The following is a 20,026-nucleotide window of genomic DNA, read 5'->3' as shown; positions in this document are numbered from 1 at the left end:
AAGATAATTCCCGCGGAAAAGCTTTTATCCTGGCGCTTGGCACTGCTATATTAGACTTGGGTCCATTAAATAAGTAATTTAAGACCAATCCAAAAAAACATCCCCAAAACCAGCCAAACCGCTGATCCGGGGATGTTTTTTAATTACAATTCTATCAAGTGATGATGAATGGCGTATTGGATCAATTCCGCCCGATTTTTCGTCTTTAATTTTTTCATGATGTTGGCCTTGTGGGCCTCCACCGTCTTAACAGATATAAATAGCTGCTTGGCAATTTCCTTGTTGGAATAGCCCAGGGCCACTAGGGGTAAAACTTCTTTCTCCCGGTTGGACAAGTCGTTGTATTCTTTCAAATTCAACTCGTTATCCCCAGAATTGATGGCCTCCGCCGATTCCTCGGATAGACGGATATTGCTATCTAAATAGGTTTGGTCATAAGTGACCTTGTTTAAAGCCGTCAATAACTCAGAGTCTGGCGAGCTTTTGAGGATATAAGCACTAGCGCCGTTTTGCAGGGCTTGGCGGATATATTCTTCTTCTTCGTGCATGGATAAAATAACAATTTTGACGTTGGGGAAGTGGTCGTGAATGCGTTTAGTAGTAATTAAACCGCTTTCGCCAGGTGGCATGGACAAGTCCATGACCAGGATATCCACGGGATTTTGCTCCACTTTCATATAAGTTTGGTTGCCATCAGCGGCTTGGTCCACCACTTCAAAGTCAGGCTGTTGGTTCAACAAAAAAGACAGACCATTGCGGACAATGGCATGATCATCGGCGATTAATATTTTATTCAAGCTAGCTTACCTCCAAATGCGCAGAAATCACTGGGAATTCAACTTTGACGGAAGTACCTTCGCCGATTTTTGATTCCAGCGTAAAGACGCCGTTTAACGCCTTGACCCGTTCATTCATATTCAACAATCCCAAGGAACGGCCGTTGGGCTGGTTCATTTTGGCCACATCAAAGCCTTTGCCCGTATCAATGACCTCTAAAGATACACCCTTATCGTGGGTTAATAATAACAGGGTGATCTCATCGGTATCCGCATGTTTAATGGCGTTACTCATGGCCTCTTGGGCGATGCGGTAGATGACGATGGCAATGTCGTTGGGGATAGTGATATCTGGTTTCAAGCGGTTAATGAAGGTAATTTGGATGCCAGTATTTTCTTGTAGGCGCTGAATCAAGGTCTTTAAAGCCGGGACTAGGCCTAAGTCATCTAAAGCCGATGGCCGCAGGTCTAGTGCCATGCCCTTGACTTCATTTAAGACTTCCCGCAATTGATTTTGAATCAAGTCACCTTGTTGGGCGAAGTCTGTTTTACTGGCAGTGGTTTGCTGGCTGACTAAGCGACTGATGCCCATAATGGCCGTAAAGATCCCTTGGGCAATGGAGTCGTGTAAATCTTCGGAAATTTGTTTGCGCTCATCTTCGTGGGCGCGATTGATATATTGGATCAAGGAGTGCTGCACGGACAATTGGTCCAAACGCTCCCGGGCGTCCGCACTTTTTAAAGTGATGGAATAAACATTTTCGTGACTGGACAATTGACGGTGAATCAAGGAATAAGATAACGGCTCCTTACCATCGGAATTGATGGTAAGGGGAATGGTAATATCAGACAATTGATTCTTAATGGCACAGTTAAAACAGTCATCAGACTCATTACTGTTGCGCTTCAAATATGTTAAAACGAGTTGTTGCAAATAGTTGGTGTCCACGTCTGTTTGGTCCAACAAATTTTGCGCCAAATCGTTCATGATCAATAATTGGTCATCTTGAAAAATCAACATGGCATCACTGGCATGACTAAAATTTTGCATAATCCAGTTTGAAACTTCAAGCATAACAAATACCCCCTCGTCATACTTAGATCAGAATTTGCTTTTGGGCAAATTAAAACGCGCGAAAATTACGCTCTTCTTAAATAATACCGCAAATTACTGATAGTTTCATGTGAAACGTTTTCGCCGTGTCGATAACCGGCCAATAACACACCGGTGACCTGTTGATGATCAGCGCTTAAGAGGGGGATAGCGGCGGCTGAAGTCAATTTTTCCACGACGGTGATGGGGGTATACATAAAGTCTTGGGGTTTGCGATTCAAGTCATTGTCATAAAAGGGCTGGCCAGTGCGCAGGACTAATCCAGCGATACCTAAGCCATTACGCAAGACGATGCGTTGGTAACGTTGGCTGGTGTTGCCCCGAACATAGCGCCATTTAATTTGACCTAAAGCGTCAGAATTTTGCAAGGCGATGCCCACAAAGTCATAGTGCGACATTTGATAGATTTCTTCCACAAGGGATTCATAATTATTTTCTTGCACGGGGTCCACCATTTTCAACCTCCTTCACGACAGATTAATTTTCATAATCAATGTCGATTTTCTTGGCCAGGGTAGGATCTACGAATTGTTGATAGTGACGGTAATCTGCGGCGATACGCTGGACTTGCATATCGCTGTGTTCAATTTCGGCATCCCGTTCTAGGGAACGGGGTTGAGCTGATAAATCAGCTATGTGGTTTTCCATAAGGGTCCGGCGAATGGCCAGGTCACTTAAAGCGATTTGTAACAAGCGCTGGAAGTCACCACTGGTCATGTCGCTGGGGTTGCTAGTTGCCATGGGTAAAGCTCCTTTTATTCTGAGTCCTTTTGTTTATGATAGATAAAATGGCCGCTTTTACCACCCATTTTTTCCACTAAATGGCAATTGGTCAACCGCATGCCCCGATCCATGGCCTTACACATGTCATAGATAGTCAATAGGGCGGTTTGACAAGCCACCAGGGCTTCCATTTCCACCCCGGTGACATTTTTAGTCTTCACAGTCACTTCAGCGGTGATGGCGTCTTTGTCATTGTCTTTAAAACTGATATCCACCCCAGTCAAAGGGACCAGGTGGCACATGGGGATGAGTTCACTGGTCTTTTTAGAAGCCATGATACCGGCGACTTGGGCCACCGCTAACACATCCCCTTTTTTAACCTTACCAGCGTGGATCCGCTCGAGGGTCTCGGGTTGCATGATAATGGTGCCAACGGCAGTTGCTTGGCGGCTAGTGATGGATTTATTGGTGACGTCCACCATCTTAGCGCGGTTTTGGGCATTGAAGTGGGTCAATTTATCTTGTTCAGACATCGCAAAATCCTCTTTTCTTTGATTAAGCCAGTGGGTAAACCAAGCTTTGCGCTTAGCACTGGTACGGAAATCCTCAGTTTGGGGCATTTTTGCTAAACTGGCCTGGGCCGCCACCGCTGTTAAATTCGGGTCGCTGGTATCGCCCGGGCGCATTAGGACAACTTTGGGATAGGCCGCGGTTTTAAAGCCCTCAATTAACACCAATTGGGTATCACTGGGCACCACAGCGGTGATCAGCTGGGGCAGGGTGGCCGGTTGGGCTTGGCGGAGAAATAGTTCTGCATTTGTTTGTAAGACTAAGGTAGTGGCCCCAGCGGCTTTGAAGCGGCTGGTATCGGTTTTGGGCTGGTCTAAATCAGCTAGGTCATGATCATCGTGTTTGATCACAGCTGTCTTTAAACCCTTTGCCTGGGCCACGGCCAAAAAATCTAGGATGGTGCTGGTTTTACCACTGTTTTTAAAGCCTACCACTTGTAAGGTAAGAGCCATGTGGACACCTCACTGTGCAGCGGGATGGGTTTGTTGCTGCTGGGGATCTTAAAGAGGCAAGTACTTGACCCTAAATTACCCAGAGCCCCAGATTGGTCACTGCCCACTAATTCCACAAAATAGTGGTCGTCTTTTTGATAATAAGTTCCCCGCAAAATCCGGTCATAGCCGTTGGTTTTGTCATAAGGCTTGGCTAAGGTGGCCGTTACGGCTTGCACTCGGCTGGCTTCATGGCCCAGCTTGCGCAATAGCGGTTCAGCAAAGAGATAAAAGCCCGTGAAACAAGCACCGGGGTTACCAGATAAGGCCATGATCGGCGTGTCTTCAAAGATGAAGCCAGTGGTGACACTACCGGGCCGCATTTTCAATTTATTAAATAACAATTTTTGAGAAGACTTGGCCGCGATGGCTAAGAAATCAAAATCCCCCACAGAGACCCCACCGGTGGTAAGAATCAAATCGCAGTCCTTGGCCATGGTTTTGAGATTTTCTAATAGCAAATCGTAATCATCTTCAATTTGGGTCTGGGCAATGATCCGGCCGCCGGCTTCTTGAACTAAGCCTTGTAGTAAGGCGCCATTACTGTTGTAGATTTTCCCAGGTTCAGCGGGGGCACCGGGGGCCAATACTTCGGTCCCGGTGGTGATAATGCCTACTTGGGGTCGTTGGTAGACCACCACTTCTTGGACATTTAAGGCGGTCAATAGGCTGATGTGGCCAGGATTTAAAACGGTATTTTCGGGGATCAACGTATCCCCTTGGTGGAATTCAACCCCGATTTCGGTGATATTGTTCACATCAGGGCTGATTACCAAGTTGATTTCATCCGGGTGGCCTTCAACTGGGCGGCTTTGTTCTAACATGATGACTTTGCCGGCATTACTAGGGACTGCAGCCCCAGTCATGATCCGGACAGTTTCATGATAGCCCAGGGGCCGGTTATAAACGGCCCCGGCTTGGACTTCGCCCATGACTTTAAAGGTCTGGGGTAAATCGTGGTCATCTTCAGCGCGGATGGCATAGCCATCGTAACCGGAGCGGCGGAAGTTAGGGAATTCATCCGGGGCTAAGACGGCTTGAGCTAAGACGCGGTGATTGGCCCAGGCAATGGGCAAAGTTTCAGTTTTGTAAGAAAAAGTCAGCTCAGCTAGTTTAGCTTGGGCTTCGGCAATTGAAATAGGTTTACGTCGATCTAACAAGATGATAGTCTCCTTTATTTTGCCCGTTCATGTAGCAAGTGGGCTAATTCTGGTACGATGATTTGTTCTAAGGCCAATTGGTTGGCTTTGGTAGACCCGGGGAGGATAAAGGTCAATTGATTCCGGTGGGTAAAGCCCGCCGTGGCCCGGGAAGCCAGGGCATGGGTGCCAATGTCGGCATAGCTCAATTGGCGAAATAACTCCCCAAACCCGGGGATCTCTTCAGCTAACAAGGGGGTCAAAGCTTCTAAGGTCACATCTCTTTTAGCAATACCCGTGCCGCCGTTGGTTAAAATGAGGTCTACGTCCGTCAAGGCCAAAGTGGTGAAACCATGTTGAATTTCCAAAATGTCATCAGTGACCACTAACCGTTGCTGGACGCGGGCCAGGTCATGGTCGGTTAAATAGTCGGCTAAAAATTGACCGCTTTTATCCGTATTTAAATGACGGGTATCGCTGACAGTTAAGATGGCGGCATTAAGCATGTGCCGCACCTGCTTTCTTGATTTGAAGTTGGTTGAGCAATTGTTCATACCCCTGGTTGGCCGTGGCCTTATCCGGGGCATCATAGATAAATAACTTGTGGTTTTTAAAATAGGTTAATTGTAATTTTTTAAAGGGGAATTGGACAGAAATGGCATTGGCCTCATTTTTGATCTGGTGTTGGGCTAAGCGTTCGGTCATCTCAGCTAAACTTAAACTACTATCCAGATAAATGGCGTAGACGTTGGTGCCACACAAGGTTTTGAGCTGATTATCAAAGTCAGCGCTGATCCGGGTCAGGGGTTGTCCGCAGGCCGGACAGTGGGGATCTTTAGTGACTTTGAAACTTTGTTGGTTCATTTGCCAGTTATCAATGGTGATGAGTCGGTCAAAGTCCACCAAATCCTTATTCACCAGGTATTTCAAAGCTAAGGAGACCTGTAAGCCACTGACCAGCGGGATGAGGGCGGTGTTGACCCCCAAAAGGTCACAGTCCGTTTGCTTCAAAGCTTCTAGATTGGGGTAGAGACAATGGAGACAGGGATGAGTCGTGGGGCTGATGGCCATGACATTGCCACTGACCCCGGCACAGGAACCGAAGATATAATCAAATTTATATTTTAAAGCCAATTGATTTAATAAATCACGGACGCCATAGTTGTCCGTGCAATCAATGGCTAGATCAAAGGGGGCGACTTTTTGAAAACGACTTTCCGACAGTTCATAAGGGTAGGTCGTCACGGCGGTCGTGTGGTTGATTTGCGCTAAGCTGGTTTTCACGGCGTCCACTTTAAAGACACCAGCGGCAGCGTCGGCTTCAGTAAATAGCGTTTGACGTTGGAGGTTGGTTAAACTCACCACATCCGGGTCAAAAATGGTTAATTGACCAATACCGGCCCGGGCTAAAAGTTCGGCACAATAACTGCCCAAAGCCCCAGCACCGATAATTAAGATGTGAGCGTGATTGATTTTGCGTTGACCGCTGGCGCCGATTTGTTTGACGCGCATCTGGCGGTCATAGCGATTGACTTGGTTTGTAGACGTTTGTAAAGTCATGTGATAAACCTCACCATATTTTATTTAGGTCATTCCCTAATCGAAGTATATCAGACTGAATGCTATCTTAATATTAGGGAAAAGGCTAACAACTTCCTTAAGATTTAATCTTACATTAATTATTAGCCTTCAAACAACTGCAAATAATAAATTTTTTTAAACCGAAGTAACGCGCTGCAATCGGCGCAACTTTATGTAAAGGGGCGATTTTATGAAACGTGCGCGTTTTTTCAAGCGTGTTGACAAGTTCAACGGTAACTTCACGCAACTTGAAACAGATTCTAGGCGTTGGGAGAAATTGTACCGCCAGCGCTGGAGCCATGACAAAGTCGTTCGCACCACTCATGGTGTGAACTGTACCGGCTCTTGCAGCTGGAACGTCTATGTCAAAGAAGGCATCATCACCTGGGAACACCAAGCCGTGGACTATCCAACTTGTGGCCCCGATTTTCCGGAGTACGAACCTCGGGGTTGTCCTAGAGGGGCTAGTTTTTCCTGGTATGAATACAGTCCCGTGCGGATCAAGTATCCTTATATTCGAGGAAAATTATGGCAACTTTGGACCGCTGCTAAAAAAGAAAATAATGACGATTTAGTCAAAGCCTGGGCCAGTATCGTCACTGACCCCAATAAAACCCAGCTTTATAAAAAAGCCCGGGGTCAAGGGGGCTTGGTCCGGGTCCACTGGGATGAAGCCCTTGAGTTAATTGCCACCATGGTGCTTTATACCGTGCAGACTGAAGGCCCAGATCGTTTGGCCGGCTTCACGCCAATTCCCGCCATGTCCATGATCAGCTATGCCTCCGGGGCCCGTTTCTTATCCTTAGTGGGTGGGGAAATGCTGAGTTTCTATGACTGGTATGCGGACTTACCACCAGCATCCCCCCAAGTCTGGGGTGAACAGACCGATGTCCCAGAATCCGCCGACTGGTATAACAGCCAGTATTTGATCATGTGGGGCTCTAATGTGCCGCTGACCAGAACACCAGATGCCCATTTCATGACCGAAGCCCGTTATAAAGGCACCAAAGTCGTGGCCGTCAGTCCAGATTACGCTGAAAATGTGAAATTTGCCGATAACTGGCTGGCCCCGCACCCCGGCACGGATGCCGCGTTAGCCCAAGGCATGACTTATACAATTTTAGATGAATTCTACCGGCAGAAACAAACCCCTGAATTCAGCCACTATGCTAAACAATTTACCGATTTACCTTTCTTGGTGACTTTAGATCAAAGTGACGCCAACACCAACCATTACACGGCGGGGCGTTTTTTGCGGATCAGCGATATTGAAAAGACCCCGGTGGCCAATGGGGATTGGAAGACTTGTGTCATTGATGCCACCACCAACCAGATCGTGGTTCCCAATGGCACCATTGGCCAACGTTGGGAAGACCATACGGACTGGAACCTGCGCTTAAAGGACAAAGCTGGCAACACCATTGATCCTAAACTTGGCTTGGACACACCAGATACCACGGTGGTCACGGATTTCCCATACTTCAGTGATGCGGGCAGTGCCGTGTTAAGTCGGCATTTGAAGGCCCAGACAGTGACTTTTACCGATGGCAGTGAGCACTTAGTTACCACCGTTTATGATTTAATGCTCAGTCAATATGGCTTGCCCCAAACTGAGAATGATGACTTGGCCGCTCAAAACGCCCAAGATGCTGATAGTCCCTTCACCCCGGCCTGGCAAGAAAAAGTCACCGGTGTGAAGGCTAGTATTTGTGTCCAAATCGCCCGGGAATTTGCCCAAAACGCCATTGATAGCGGGGGTAAATCCATGGTGATCATGGGCGCTGGGATCAACCATTGGTTCAACAGTGACATGACTTACCGGGCCATCATCAACCTGGTGCTCTTGACCGGTTGTGAAGGGGTTTCCGGCGGCGGCTGGGCCCATTATGTGGGGCAAGAAAAATTGCGGCCCCAAGAAGGCTGGGCCACCGTGGCCTTTGCCAACGACTGGCAAGCTGGCGGTGCCCGTCAGCAAAATGGCACGTCCTTCTTCTATTTTGCCAGTGATCAATGGAAATATGATGAACTGGATAACAAGGCCTTAAAGTCCCCAGTCAAAGCCACCAAACATCGCTATGACCACCCGGCTGACTATAACCAAATGGCCGCCCGCTTAGGCTGGCTGCCAAGTTATCCCCAATTTGATCGGAGTTCTTTAAGTTTTGTGAAGGACTACGACACCCAAGATTTTGACCAAATCAAAGCTAAAATTATTGCCGAATTAAAACAAGGCAGTTTGAAATTTGCCATTGAAGATCCTGATCGGGCTGAAAACAACCCCAAGGGCCTGTTTATTTGGCGCTCTAATTTATTCACCAGTTCCGGCAAGGGCCAAGAATATATGATGAAACATATGCTGGGGACGGAAAATGGTTTATTGGCCAAGGCCAACGACCAGTTCAAACCCCAAGACATGGTGTGGCATGAAGATCCTGTGGAAGGCAAGTTGGACTTAGTGGTGGACCTGGATTTCCGGATGGTGTCTACCCCGATGTATTCTGACATTGTCCTGCCGGCGGCCACTTGGTATGAAAAAGAAGATTTATCCAGCACGGATATGCATCCCTTCATCCATCCCTTCAACGCTGCCATCAATCCGCTCTGGGAATCTAAGAGTGACTGGGATATCTTCAAGAACCTGGCCAAGAAATTCAGTGCCTTAGCTGAAAAATACTTACCCGAGACCCAATATGATGTGAAGACCCAACCCCTGGGCCATGATTCCCCTGCAGAACTGGCCCAACCTTTTGGGGAGATCAAAGACTGGAAGTACGACAAAGACGTTGCGCCAGTACCCGGCAAAACCATGCCGCTGTTGCAATTGATCCCAAGAGACTATACCCAGGTCTATGACAAGTTTATTGCCTTAGGACCGAATGCCGGGGGTAAGGTGGGGGCCGATGGCATCAGCTATTCAGTGGCTGAGCAGTATGAAAGCCTCAAGGCCATGAATCGCACCTATACCGCTGCCGGCATCAATCAAGGCTGCCCCAAGATCGACCAGGCTAAAAAAGTGGCCGATGCCATTTTGACCCTGTCCAGTGCCTCCAATGGGGCCGTGGCCAAAAAAGCCTGGTTAGCGGAGTCAGAACATACCGGCGTGGATTTAAGTGAAATCGCCGCTGGCCGCACCGAGGACAAAATGACCTTCCAGAGTATCACTACGCAACCTAGAGAGGCGATTCCAACGCCGATCTTCTCCAGTGCCAAGCACGACGGAGAGCGGTATGCACCATTTACCGTGAACACGGAATTTTTGGTACCCTTTAGAACCTTGACCGGCCGCCAACAATTTTATCTGGATCACGAAATTTTCCAAGAATATGGGGAACAACTGACCACCTATAAACCGACTTTGCCCCCACAAGTCATGGGACCAAAGGATGTGGTGGTGTCTGATGCCAAAGAAATCACCCTGCGCTACATGACCCCCCATGGGAAATGGAATATCCATACCACCTATCAAGATAATTTGGAGATGCTGACCTTATTCCGGGGGGGACCCAACGTTTGGCTGGCTCCAGAAGATGCCACGGACTTAGGCATCAAGGATAACGATTGGTTGGAAATTTATAACCGTAATGGGGTGGTCACCGCCAGAGCCGTGGTGAGCCACCGGATGCCAAAGGGCAGCATGTACATGTACCATGCCCAGGATATGGACATTCAAGAACCCCTGTCCACCATCACCGGCAATCGGGGCGGTAGCCACAATGCCCCAACCCAGATCCATATCAAACCCACCCAAATGGTGGGGGGCTATGCCCAATTGAGTTACGGCTTTAACTATTACGGCCCCATTGGCAACCAACGGGATCTTTATGTGAACGTACGCAAATTAGAGAAGGTGAATTGGAATGAGGATTAAAGCACAAATATCAATGGTCTTGAACCTGGACAAGTGTATCGGCTGTCATACTTGTTCCGTCACTTGTAAAAATACTTGGACCAATCGGCCTGGGGCAGAATACATGTGGTTTAATAACGTGGAAACCAAACCCGGCGTGGGCTATCCCCGGGGTTGGGAGGACGAAGACCATTATCATGGTGGCTGGCATTTAAATGACAAGGGTCATTTGGAATTAGTGGCCGGTAATAAATTAAATAAAATTGCTTTGGGTAAGATTTTTTACAACCCCGATATGCCGGAATTAAATGACTACTACGAACCCTGGACCTATGATTATCAAACTCTATTTAGCCCTGCTAAAAAACATCAACCTGTGGCTCGAGCTAAGTCCCAGATCACCGGCCAACGCATGGATTTAAAATGGGGCCCCAACTGGGATGATGATCTTGCCGGTTCCACAGAAACCATGCAAGAAGATCCCAATATCAAGAAAATTGAAACCGAGATCAAAACCAATTTCGAAAATGCCTTCATGATGTATTTGCCCCGGTTATGTGAGCACTGTTTGAACGCCCCTTGTGTGTCCTCTTGTCCCAGTGGCGCCATGTACAAACGGGATGAAGACGGCATCGTGTTAGTGGACCAGGAAAAATGCCGGGGCTGGCGTTTTTGCATGACCGGCTGCCCCTATAAAAAGGTGTACTTCAACTGGAAAACCAACAAGGCTGAAAAATGTACCTTCTGCTATCCTAGAATTGAAGAGGGCTTGCCCACGGTTTGTTCTGAAACCTGTGTGGGCCGGATTCGTTACATCGGTGTGATTTTATATGACGCTGACCGGGTGAAAGAAGCTGCGGAAGAACCAGATGATACCAAGTTGTATGAACGGCAATTGGACTTGTTCTTAGACCCTAACGATCCTGAAGTAGTGGCTGAAGCTCAAAAAGCCGGCATTGCTGACGACATGATCGAAGCGGCCCAAAACAGTCCCATCTATAAAATGGCCGTGGAACAAAAAATCGCCTTCCCATTGCACCCAGAATACCGTACCATGCCCATGGTTTGGTATGTGCCACCTCTATCCCCAATCATGAATTACTTCGAGGGTAAGGACTCCTTGCATAATCCAGAGATGATTTTCCCAGCCATTGATGAAATGCGGATCCCCGTGGACTATTTAGCCAGCCTGTTGACCGGGGGCAACCAAGAAGTCATCAAAGCTGCTTTGTATAAATTAGCCATGATGCGCCTGTACATGCGGGCTAAGACTGCGGGCAAGGATTTTGATACCGAGAAATTGGCCCGAGTGAACTTGACTGAAACGACTGCCACGGATTTATATCGCCTGTTGGCCATTGCCAAGCATGAAGACCGTTTCGTGATCCCCACGTCCCACAAAGAACAAGTGGTACCCGCCCATGAAGCCCAGGGCACCGTGGGTTATGAAGGCTGTAAAGGCTGCAGTTTAGCCAGTGCCCATGGCAGTATGTTTGCCGACGCTAAGGCCGGTAAGACCTCTGAGGAGATTTATGCAGAAAGCTTTTATGGGGGGATTTGGCGTGATTAATTTTAAAGTGTTGAATCAAACCAAAGGGGATTTTTATTACTTATCCCATTTGTTAGACTATCCCCAAGATGAACTGCAAAGCCCGGAATTTCTGACCAATTTTCAAAAGGAGTATAGCGCTTCAGCTGCTAAAGCTGAGGTACAAAGTATTATCCAACAATTTCAACAACAATCCTTAGAGGACCTGCGCCTGACCTATAGCGATTTCTTTGAAATGAACAAACGCTTCACCTTATACATGACTTTTTACCGCTTTGAAGATTCTAGACAGCGGGGCCAAGTTTTGGCCAAGTTAAAAATGTTGTATGAGATGTTTGGCGTTTCAGCGGCCGAACAAGAACTGACGGACTATTTGCCCTTGATGTTGGAATTCCTCTCCTATGGGGATTGGGCCAACGAGCCAGCTGTGCGCACCCAGGACATGCAACTGCTGTTTTCCGTGTTAGAAGATGGGACTTACCGGCTGTTGGAAAATGGGGCAATTTATCAAGACGAGCCCTATTTTCGCCTGATTAAAATCATCCGCCAAGAATTGGCTAAATGTGTGACTGACCGGACGATTATTACGAAAACGGAGGTGTAAAAATGGCACATCCTGTGGATTGGTTCTTTTGGACCGTCTATCCTTACTTGATGCTAGGGTCATTTTTCTTTGGGACCATTATCCGTTTTGTGTTCTATCCCGGGACCATCACGGCCAAATCCAGTGAACTGCTAGAGAAAAAACGCTTGATGATCGGCAGTATTCACTTTCATATCGGGATCATTTTGGTCTTCTTCGGCCACGTCATGGGGGTTTTGATCCCGAAATCCTGGACGGATGCTTTGGGGATTTCCAATGAACTGTATCATATGTTTGCCCTGATTGGTGGGGGTGTGGGTGGCCTGTTAGCTTTGGTGGGGATTTTTATCTTGACCTGGCGGCGCTTTTCCGACATCCGGGTCCACCTCACCAGTTCCATGAGTGATTTGATCGTGGACGTGGCGTTATTGGTGATCATTATTTTGGGGATGTGGGCTTCTTTTGTGGCCGGTCCGAGAAATCCTGATTTCAATTACCGCACCAGCTTAGCCATCTGGGCCCGGCAGCTCTTTTATTTCCGGCCCAATTACTTATTGATGGTGGGCGTGCCTTTGACCTATAAGATCCATGTGGTTTGTGGCTTAGCCATCTTTGGCTTCTTCCCATATACCCGCCTGGTCCATGCCTTGGCTTTACCTTGGCAATACATTTACCGCCGTTATTTAGTTTATCGCCGGCGGCCGACCATTTAATTAAACAGTTACAAAAAATACCTGACTACCGTCAAAAAATGACGAGGTAGTCAGGTATTTTTTATGGATTTTCTGAAAATTAGCTAGGACTTAACGGCCTTGGCCACGAACAATTGGGCATTGAAGTCGGCGGATTGAGTGGCCAATTTCGCTGGGGTTGTTAAGAAGTAGCCCGCTGACATCAACTCATCCCCATAAAGTGGGTGGGCTGTGTCATCGTTGATAACATATTGCTTATTGGGATCTAAGCCCTTGAAATACAGCCGGCTATAAGGGGCATTGGCGGTATTTAGCAATTGATAACGGGCAGCGATGGCTGTATCTTGGGCTTGGTCCACCACTTGCCAGGCGATGACATTGCCGCCATTTTCATAAGGACTTTGAAGGCGGTAGAAGGTGCCAAATTGGAATAAGTGGCGATATTGCTTGTAAAAAGTCACTTGTTGGGTAATTTCAGCTTGGTCGGCTTCAGATAATTGGGTGATGTCTAACTCATAGCCCAAGTCCCCGAAGTAGGCCACGGCCCCTCTAGTGGCTAGGGAGGTGATCCGGCCATTTTGGTCGTTAGGGACCGCCGAAACGTGGGCTCCCATCATGGCTTGAGGATAGCCAAAGGAAGTGCTGTATTGAATATTCAAGCGCTCAACGGCATCAGTATTGTCGCTGGTCCAAGCTTGGGGGGCATAGTACATCATGCCCAGGTCAAAGCGGCCGCCCCCGGAAGCACAGGATTCAAATAAAACATCTGGGAAGGCTTGGGTGAGTTTGTCGTAGAGGCGATAGACCCCCAAAATATAGCGGTGGGGGAATTCCAGTTGTTGGTCAGGGGCCAATTGAGCCCCGTACATTTCCGTGATATTGCGGTTCATATCCCACTTCACGTAGTCGATGTGATTGTCGGCAATCATTTTTGCCATGGCGTCATACAAGTAGGCCACCACTTCTGGGCGGGTCATGTCCAAGACAAATTGATGGCGCTCGGGGCTGCTGGTGCGGCCCGGGGCATGGATCAGCCAGTCGGGATGGGTTTTGTAGAGATTGCTGTCTTTAGAGATCATTTCCGGTTCAAACCACAGGCCAAATTTCAAACCTAGGTCATGGACGCTGTCGCTTAAGTGTTTGAAACCCTGGGGGAACTTCTTGGCGTTGACGAACCAATCCCCTAAAGAACTGGTGTCATCGTCGCGATGACCGAACCAACCATCGTCTAAAACTAACATTTCGATGCCCATTTTTTTAGCAGATTGGGCAAAGGCCAGCAATTTATCGGCAGTGAAGTCAAATTGAGTGGCTTCCCAGTTATTCACTAGAATTGGCCGTTCTTTGGCTGCAAAGTTTTGGTTCACCAGATGTTTGGCGTAAAGATCCCCCAGTTGTTGGCTCAGCTGATTGGTGCCCTGGTGGCTGTAACTCATGACGGCTTCTGGAGTTTGAAATTGTTTTTCAGGCGCTAAGGTCCAACCGAATTCTGCTGGATTGATCCCCGTTAAAATCCGGGTGGTGTCATATTGATCCACTTCTACCTGATCCATAAAGTTGCCGGAGTAAACTAAGTTAAAGCCAAAGGCGGCGCCGGCATCTTCGGTGGTGGTTGGCCGGGTCAATAAGAAGAAGGGGTTTTGTTGGTGGCTAGAAGACCCCCGCCGGCTGCTGATGCCTTGGGTCCCCACGTGAATGGGATTTTTAAATAAGTGTCGCTCTCTGGCCCAACTGCCGGAAAATTGGATCAGGTCGTACTGACTATCCGGCAAGTCCAACTGCAAGCTTAGCGCCCGGTTTAACACCACCGATTCTTGGCCCTGATTGGCAAAGGTGGCACTGCGGACAATGACGTCTTGATGGGGGAACACGGCGTAATTTAAGTCTAAGGCTAACTTAGCCCAGGCGTCGGTCAAATGAATGGTCAAACTGGTCACGTCATCGTCACTGGCAAAGGTTGAAGGCAAGGCACCTAATCTCGCTTTACCGGGGGTGACATCATAGCCGGTGACGGCAAACTCGGAAATGCGACTGCCATCGGCCAAAGTCACTTGAAAAGCTGGCTCGCGAAAATCCCCCTTGCCAAAACTGGCATATTCTTGTTTTAAGACTCCAGGTTGTAAGTCAGGCTGGTCTTCGCTAACAGCAGCATTGGCATTGCGCCATTCCCGGGCAGCTAAATTGGGATAAGCGGCCTGATCGTGCAAGCGGGGGCCGTAGTAAAGCTGGCCCAATTCGCCATTTTCTAAGACGTTAAAAATATAACTGGTGTGATCGGTTTGTAGATGGAATAGGGATTTGTCTTGATTGATGTGGATACTCATTAAAAATCCTCCTTAATTAGGGACAATAATATCTGGTTGGGATAAGGCTAAAGCTAGGTCACCGGATTGAACATCCCCAGTTGTTCGGGCATATTCAAATTTCTTCAGTATTTGATGGTTGGTGATCACCACCATGACGGTATCGTCTAGCTGGGCTTTTTTGATGACCCAATCGGAAAATTCTAGGAGCTTTTGGCCTTGTTTGACATGTTCCCCAGCTTCAACAAATTGAGTGAAGCCATTGCCGGCCAACCCCACGGTGCCCGTGCCAATGTGGATCAGAGCCAAGATACCATTATCCGACCGTAAGCCAATGGCATGGCGGGTGGGAAAAGTGGCTTCAATTCTGCCGTCAAAAGGTGCCACGATGGTTTGGCCAGTAGGACGAATGGCAAAGCCTTTACCCATGGTGCCATCGGCAAATTTTTCTTCGGACACTTTTGCCAAGGGGAGTAATTCACCGCTGACAGGAATAATGAAATTCGTGGTGCGGTCAGCTGCAGTGGCCTGGGCATCCACGCTGGCTTCGATGTCCGCCATGGCTTCACTGCTGTCGGCTAAATGTTGATGCCAAGTTTTTTCCAGTTCTTCAACGATCACCGCGTGTTTCTTTTCGTCCAAGGTAACTTTTTTATAGAAGACTAGGGTGGCGGTTAACAGGAGCACGGCGGGGATGCCAAACATCATAAATTTAAAGATCAAGGCGCCCCGGCCAGTGACATCACCGGCCGTGACCCCAGCGGTCATGCCGGCTAAAACAGCAGTCAAACCAGCCACACCGTTGGAAACAGCGCCGCCTAATTTATCCAATAAAGGCCGCACCGACAAGGTCAAGGATTCATCCCGGTGGCCAAACTTCAATTGGCCGTACTCCACGGAATCACTGATGATCATTAAGACCACTAAGAAAACTAAGGGTTGGGGGATATAAAACAAAACGGCGGCGGTCAAGACTAGGGGTAGGGATGTGCCAGCCAAAGCAAAGACGATGATGGATATGAATAGTAGCCCAATGGCCAAGAAGAAGACATTTCTACGGCTGAATTTATGGGCTAATGGTGGAAAAGCCAACACGGCGAAGACACCGATAAACGTGTTTAAAGCGGCTAAGTAAGTAAATTGGGAAGGTTTACCAATGATATACGTGAAATAATACAGTTCCAGGGAGTTGGTGATTTGGATGCCGGCTGTGTACAAGCCATAGGTTAAGGATAACCACATGAGCTGGTCATTGCGACCTAATACTTTGAAACTTGTTTTTTCGGTATTTTTCCGCAGATCACTGTCGCTTTCTTTGGTACCCACACCCACCACCACGGCGGAAATAAAGGAAATGGCGGCTACGGTGAGCCCAAAGGCAAACCAACCCCGCATGTCTCCTTGACCGTGGTTGCTGTTGATGGAAAAGGCCAAGACCAAAGGCATGACGAAGACGCCCACAATATTGGCGCCAATGGAGGAACCGACCCGGGCAAAGGTGGCAGTTTTTTCCCGTTCCTTCGTGTCAAAGGAAATGGCGGGGATCATGGACCAAAAACCAACATCTTTAAAGGAGTAAAAAATATCCATGGTGATATATAAAACAGCGAAAATAATGAGATAAAGTAGCGGATTGGAGGTGTTTAGACCACCCATATTGGAGAATAAGATGGTTAAGGCAATCCCACCAATGGCCCCACCTGCTAAGATCCAGGGTTTAAAGTGGCCCCATTTGGTGTTGGTATTGTCGATGGTGTTGCCGATGAAAGGATCAATGGCTAATTCCACGAACCGTAACAGGAAAATGATCATGGTGATGTAGCCGATCATGCGATCATTTTGACCCCCAGCGGATTTATCAAATAAATGGGCAGTGACGAACATAATGAAGTAAACGGATAAAGTGCCATAAAACATATCGTGGCCAAAAGCCCCAAAGGTATAGGACAGCCGGGAAATAATATTGCGCTTGGTGCTGGTTTTTGCATCCATAGCTAACGCTCCTTTGAATAATATCAGGTTTAATTTTAAGTCACTCTTAATGTAATCGTTTACTTAAACAAAGTCAAGATATTTTATTAAACAATATTTGTTTAATAAACAAAACACAACGATGAAGCGCCGTAAGCTATGGGGTAGCGGCTAGAAGGCTTTGCAATGAAACACGCATGCAGTGTATGATATGTTTAAAGCAACAACTATCGATTCAACAAGGAGAAACGCCAATGGCAACGATCAGAGATATTTCCAAGGCCGCCCAAGTGTCACCGGGCACCGTCTCCCGGGCTTTAAATCCCGAACAACAAAGTTCAGTTTCCAAAGCCACCCGTCTTAAAGTTCAAAAAATTGCCCGGGAAATGGCTTACCAATTACCGCAAAAAAAGACTAAAACAGCACCTAAACAAAAAAAATTACCGCCTGTGCGGCATTTTATCGTGCTCAATACCCATACCCCGGAAGAAGAAGCCAAAGATGAATATTGGCGCTTAGTGCGTTTAGGCATTTCCGAACAGGCCAAAAAAGAAAATATTGCCATTGACCAAGTCATTGATATGAATAATGGCTTAGACCCGGAAACCATTGCCCCCTATGATGCGGTTTTAATCGTGGGCACACCCAGCCTGGATAGTGTCCGCCAACTCAAACAAGCCAACCCCAATATTTTGGTGGTTGACGGGGGGAGTTATTTTGAAAACAGTGTGGATATCGTCAGCACGAATTTCGACGAACTCACCAAGGCTATTTTAGACACCCTGGCCGCCCATACCACCAAAGATATCGCCCTGATAAATGGTCCGCGGATCGAACTACAGCTGGATGGCAGTCGTTTGGATGGGGCTGAGGATCCCCGGACCCTGGCTTATCGGGAATGGGTGGAAATACATCATAAAAAACAACTTTTTAAACAGACCGCTTGGTCCAATACGGCGGCGAAACTGGCTTGTGATGAATTATTAGCCCAAAATGGGGCCAATCTAGGAGCCATTGTGGTGGCTTCCGATTCTTTGTTTGTCATCGGGGTCATGAAGAGTTTGGCCGAGCATCACTTAGTTGTGGGCCGGGATATTTTCTTGGTGAGTTATGATGATGCTGATTTTGCCCAATTTTTGACCCCGGCGCTGTCCACGGCTTGGTTGCCCAAAGCCGAACTGGGGGCGGCGGCGGTGATCCATGCCAAGACCTTAAGTGATACAACGGCCAAGACTTGGACCACTCGGGTCATCTTGCCCGGTGAAGTTAAATATCGGGAGACTTTTGACCCCAAGCGCTCATCATAAAACTGCAGGGAATGGCAGTTTTGCAGTACGACATTTTCGTAAACGTTTACATTTCTCGTTTTTGCAGGTAAGCTTATAGTAAGCGCAATTCACCTTAAAGGAGGTATTTTTTTGCTAGGTAAACGACTGAAAAATATTCGCCTGGAGACAGGTTACCACACCACCAATGGCTTCACGGACCGCACTGAAACCATCACCAGGGATGTCTGGATTTTAGCGGGGAAGGTACAAAAGCTGCTGGACCCCGCCGATTCCCTGCCTGGGGCTGAGATCATTGACGGCCAGGGTGCTTTATTAGTGCCCCAATTACGGGAAATGCACTGTCATTTTGACAAGAGCAAGCTAGGGGTACCTTGGTATCCCATTGAGACCGCCGAAAATATCACGGAACGGTTCAATAAAGAATTTGCTTATCTGGAAAAATTGCCCCAAAGCTTTGCCAGTCGGATGAAAAACTTGATCGACTTAGAGCTCGGCCATGGGGTGACTAGCTTCCGTTCCCATATCGATATTCACCCCAAAGTGGGGCAGCGGTATTTGGAACAGGCCCAAGCAGTCTTGGCCGACTATCAAGGCAAACTTGATTACGAATTAGTGGCTTTCCCCCAACACGGGCTTTTGCTATCCAAGGCTTATGCTGAGATGAAAAAGGCTTTGCAAAATGGGGCCACCATCGTCGGGGGGGTCGACCCTTTGAGTTTGGACCAGGATTTAGACCGGTCTTTGGGGCAAACCTTTGACTTGGCCGTGGAATTTGATGCGCCCATTGATATCCATATCCACGAGCGGGGGGATGCTGCCCGGGAGACTTTCCAAAAGATCTTAGCATTGACCCAAGCTGCTGGCTGGCAAAACAAAGTCACGGTGAGCCATGCCTATGGCTTACGGGACCTGGATCCTGGGGAGCGGGCGGAGCTATTCCCCCAATTAGCGGCCAATGGCATCACAATTATTTCCAGTGTGCCGCTGGATTTCCACATTCCGCCTTTAATGGAATTGCGGGACGCGGGGGTCAACGTGTTCTTAGGTTGTGACAATATTTATGATTGCTGGTCACCCTTTGGGGATGGGGACATCATGACCAAGTTGAATCGCTTTGCCGAGATTTTCCAACAAACATCCCAAATTGATTTGACCGAAGCACTGGATTTAGTCACAGATACGCCGGTGATCGATCCAGAGGGCTGGCTGAAACCAGAGATGCCCGCTAGCTTCACTTTAGTTGACGCCAGTTCCACCGCTGAGTTTGTGGCCCGCCAAAAGCCGGTACAGGCCAGTTATTTACGGGGACAACGGGTACTTTGATCAAACTTGAATCTTCTGCAGCTGGCAGAGGGTTTTTTTTGTGGCATCTGACAATTCTGTTAGTACCAAAAGCTA

General features: G+C 47.9%; 16 protein-coding genes and 1 pseudogene. 6 read left to right on the top strand and 11 right to left on the bottom strand.

Annotated elements, in window-relative coordinates; translation table 11 throughout:
• Positions 1-143: 143 nt before the first annotated feature.
• From FC83_RS09180 to FC83_RS09145, 9 genes and pseudogenes are all read right to left on the bottom strand, one after another.
• The gene (locus FC83_RS09180) at positions 144-797 is read right to left on the bottom strand and encodes a response regulator (RefSeq protein ID WP_035450945.1); all 654 of its coding nucleotides are present in this window, start codon (positions 795-797) and stop codon (positions 144-146) included.
• Position 798: 1 nt separating this feature from the next.
• Positions 799-1,851: a sensor histidine kinase gene (locus tag FC83_RS09175; protein WP_035450948.1), complete on the bottom strand. Its 1,053-nt coding sequence runs from the start codon at positions 1,849-1,851 to the stop codon at positions 799-801.
• A 65-nt stretch (positions 1,852-1,916) separates the two neighbouring features.
• Entirely contained in the window at positions 1,917-2,345 is a 429-nt protein-coding gene (locus FC83_RS09170) for a GAF domain-containing protein (protein WP_035450951.1), read from the bottom strand.
• Between the two features lie 22 nt (positions 2,346-2,367).
• A complete protein-coding gene (locus FC83_RS09165) occupies positions 2,368-2,631 on the bottom strand; it encodes a hypothetical protein (RefSeq protein ID WP_057002683.1) in 264 nt (87 codons plus the stop codon).
• A 14-nt stretch (positions 2,632-2,645) separates the two neighbouring features.
• Positions 2,646-3,146 (bottom strand): cyclic pyranopterin monophosphate synthase MoaC, encoded by a 501-nt coding sequence (gene moaC / locus FC83_RS17440; RefSeq protein ID WP_035451067.1) that lies wholly within the window; start codon positions 3,144-3,146, stop codon positions 2,646-2,648.
• Between the two features lie 144 nt (positions 3,147-3,290).
• A pseudogene (gene mobB / locus FC83_RS17435) lies at positions 3,291-3,635 on the bottom strand (molybdopterin-guanine dinucleotide biosynthesis protein B); the annotation flags it as partial.
• Complete coding sequence (locus FC83_RS09155; RefSeq protein WP_057002682.1) at positions 3,611-4,834, bottom strand: molybdopterin molybdotransferase MoeA; 1,224 nt, start codon at positions 4,832-4,834, stop codon at positions 3,611-3,613. The gene FC83_RS09155 and the pseudogene mobB, both read right to left, overlap by 25 nt.
• Positions 4,835-4,848: 14 nt before the next feature.
• Positions 4,849-5,319, bottom strand: coding sequence for a MogA/MoaB family molybdenum cofactor biosynthesis protein (locus FC83_RS09150; protein ID WP_057002681.1), 471 nt, complete (start codon positions 5,317-5,319; stop codon positions 4,849-4,851).
• Positions 5,312-6,373 (bottom strand): HesA/MoeB/ThiF family protein, encoded by a 1,062-nt coding sequence (locus FC83_RS09145; RefSeq protein WP_057002680.1) that lies wholly within the window; start codon positions 6,371-6,373, stop codon positions 5,312-5,314. Before FC83_RS09145 ends, FC83_RS09150 begins: the two co-directional genes overlap by 8 nt.
• A gap of 211 nt (positions 6,374-6,584) precedes the next feature.
• On the opposite strand from FC83_RS09145, the gene FC83_RS09140 reads away from it, so the two are divergent.
• From FC83_RS09140 to narI, 4 genes are read left to right on the top strand one after another with little or no spacing between them, the layout of a single operon-like run.
• On the top strand, positions 6,585-10,262 hold the full coding sequence (locus FC83_RS09140) for a nitrate reductase subunit alpha (RefSeq protein WP_057002679.1): 3,678 nt from the start codon (positions 6,585-6,587) through the stop codon (positions 10,260-10,262).
• Complete coding sequence (gene narH / locus FC83_RS09135; RefSeq protein ID WP_057002678.1) at positions 10,252-11,811, top strand: nitrate reductase subunit beta; 1,560 nt, start codon at positions 10,252-10,254, stop codon at positions 11,809-11,811. Before FC83_RS09140 ends, narH begins: the two co-directional genes overlap by 11 nt.
• Positions 11,804-12,394 carry a nitrate reductase molybdenum cofactor assembly chaperone gene (narJ, locus tag FC83_RS09130; RefSeq protein ID WP_035450953.1) on the top strand — a complete coding sequence of 197 codons (591 nt, stop codon included), beginning with the start codon at positions 11,804-11,806 and terminating at the stop codon, positions 12,392-12,394. Before narH ends, narJ begins: the two co-directional genes overlap by 8 nt.
• Before the next feature lie 2 nt (positions 12,395-12,396).
• Positions 12,397-13,086 carry a respiratory nitrate reductase subunit gamma gene (narI, locus tag FC83_RS09125; RefSeq protein WP_035450955.1) on the top strand — a complete coding sequence of 230 codons (690 nt, stop codon included), beginning with the start codon at positions 12,397-12,399 and terminating at the stop codon, positions 13,084-13,086.
• 83 nt (positions 13,087-13,169) lie between these two features.
• Here the strand turns inward: narI and FC83_RS09120 are convergent, their stop codons facing one another.
• Together FC83_RS09120 and FC83_RS09115 are read right to left on the bottom strand one after the other, a co-directional pair.
• Entirely contained in the window at positions 13,170-15,389 is a 2,220-nt protein-coding gene (locus FC83_RS09120) for an alpha-galactosidase (RefSeq protein ID WP_057002677.1), read from the bottom strand.
• Between the two features lie 12 nt (positions 15,390-15,401).
• Entirely contained in the window at positions 15,402-17,360 is a 1,959-nt protein-coding gene (locus tag FC83_RS09115; RefSeq protein WP_035450957.1) for a sugar MFS transporter, read from the bottom strand.
• Between the two features lie 233 nt (positions 17,361-17,593).
• Here FC83_RS09115 and FC83_RS09110 point away from each other — a divergent pair, with 233 nt between their 5' ends.
• Both FC83_RS09110 and FC83_RS09105 read left to right on the top strand, forming a co-directional pair.
• Positions 17,594-18,646 carry a substrate-binding domain-containing protein gene (locus FC83_RS09110; protein WP_057002676.1) on the top strand — a complete coding sequence of 351 codons (1,053 nt, stop codon included), beginning with the start codon at positions 17,594-17,596 and terminating at the stop codon, positions 18,644-18,646.
• A gap of 111 nt (positions 18,647-18,757) precedes the next feature.
• Complete coding sequence (locus FC83_RS09105) at positions 18,758-19,951, top strand: amidohydrolase family protein (protein WP_235184187.1); 1,194 nt, start codon at positions 18,758-18,760, stop codon at positions 19,949-19,951.
• Positions 19,952-20,026: the final 75 nt, after the last annotated feature.

The organism is Agrilactobacillus composti DSM 18527 = JCM 14202, assembly GCF_001436375.1.
Taxonomy (GTDB): domain Bacteria; phylum Bacillota; class Bacilli; order Lactobacillales; family Lactobacillaceae; genus Agrilactobacillus; species Agrilactobacillus composti.
The sequence above is the reverse complement of the archived record's forward strand: the minus strand, read 5'-3'. Positions and strand labels throughout refer to the sequence as shown.

Excerpts from the sequence above, each read along its gene's own strand:
- FC83_RS09175 (WP_035450948.1), bottom strand. The coding sequence starts at position 1,851 with ATGCTTGAAGTTTCAAACTGGATTATGCAAAATTTTAGTCATGCCAGT.
- FC83_RS09170 (WP_035450951.1), bottom strand. The coding sequence starts at position 2,345 with ATGGTGGACCCCGTGCAAGAAAATAATTATGAATCCCTTGTGGAAGAA.
- FC83_RS09165 (WP_057002683.1), bottom strand. The coding sequence starts at position 2,631 with ATGGCAACTAGCAACCCCAGCGACATGACCAGTGGTGACTTCCAGCGC.
- moaC (WP_035451067.1), bottom strand. The coding sequence starts at position 3,146 with ATGTCTGAACAAGATAAATTGACCCACTTCAATGCCCAAAACCGCGCT.
- FC83_RS09150 (WP_057002681.1), bottom strand. The coding sequence starts at position 5,319 with ATGCTTAATGCCGCCATCTTAACTGTCAGCGATACCCGTCATTTAAAT.
- FC83_RS09145 (WP_057002680.1), bottom strand. The coding sequence starts at position 6,373 with ATGACTTTACAAACGTCTACAAACCAAGTCAATCGCTATGACCGCCAG.
- FC83_RS09140 (WP_057002679.1), top strand. The coding sequence starts at position 6,585 with ATGAAACGTGCGCGTTTTTTCAAGCGTGTTGACAAGTTCAACGGTAAC.
- narH (WP_057002678.1), top strand. The coding sequence starts at position 10,252 with ATGAGGATTAAAGCACAAATATCAATGGTCTTGAACCTGGACAAGTGT.
- narI (WP_035450955.1), top strand. The coding sequence starts at position 12,397 with ATGGCACATCCTGTGGATTGGTTCTTTTGGACCGTCTATCCTTACTTG.
- FC83_RS09120 (WP_057002677.1), bottom strand. The coding sequence starts at position 15,389 with ATGAGTATCCACATCAATCAAGACAAATCCCTATTCCATCTACAAACC.
- FC83_RS09115 (WP_035450957.1), bottom strand. The coding sequence starts at position 17,360 with ATGGATGCAAAAACCAGCACCAAGCGCAATATTATTTCCCGGCTGTCC.
- FC83_RS09110 (WP_057002676.1), top strand. The coding sequence starts at position 17,594 with ATGGCAACGATCAGAGATATTTCCAAGGCCGCCCAAGTGTCACCGGGC.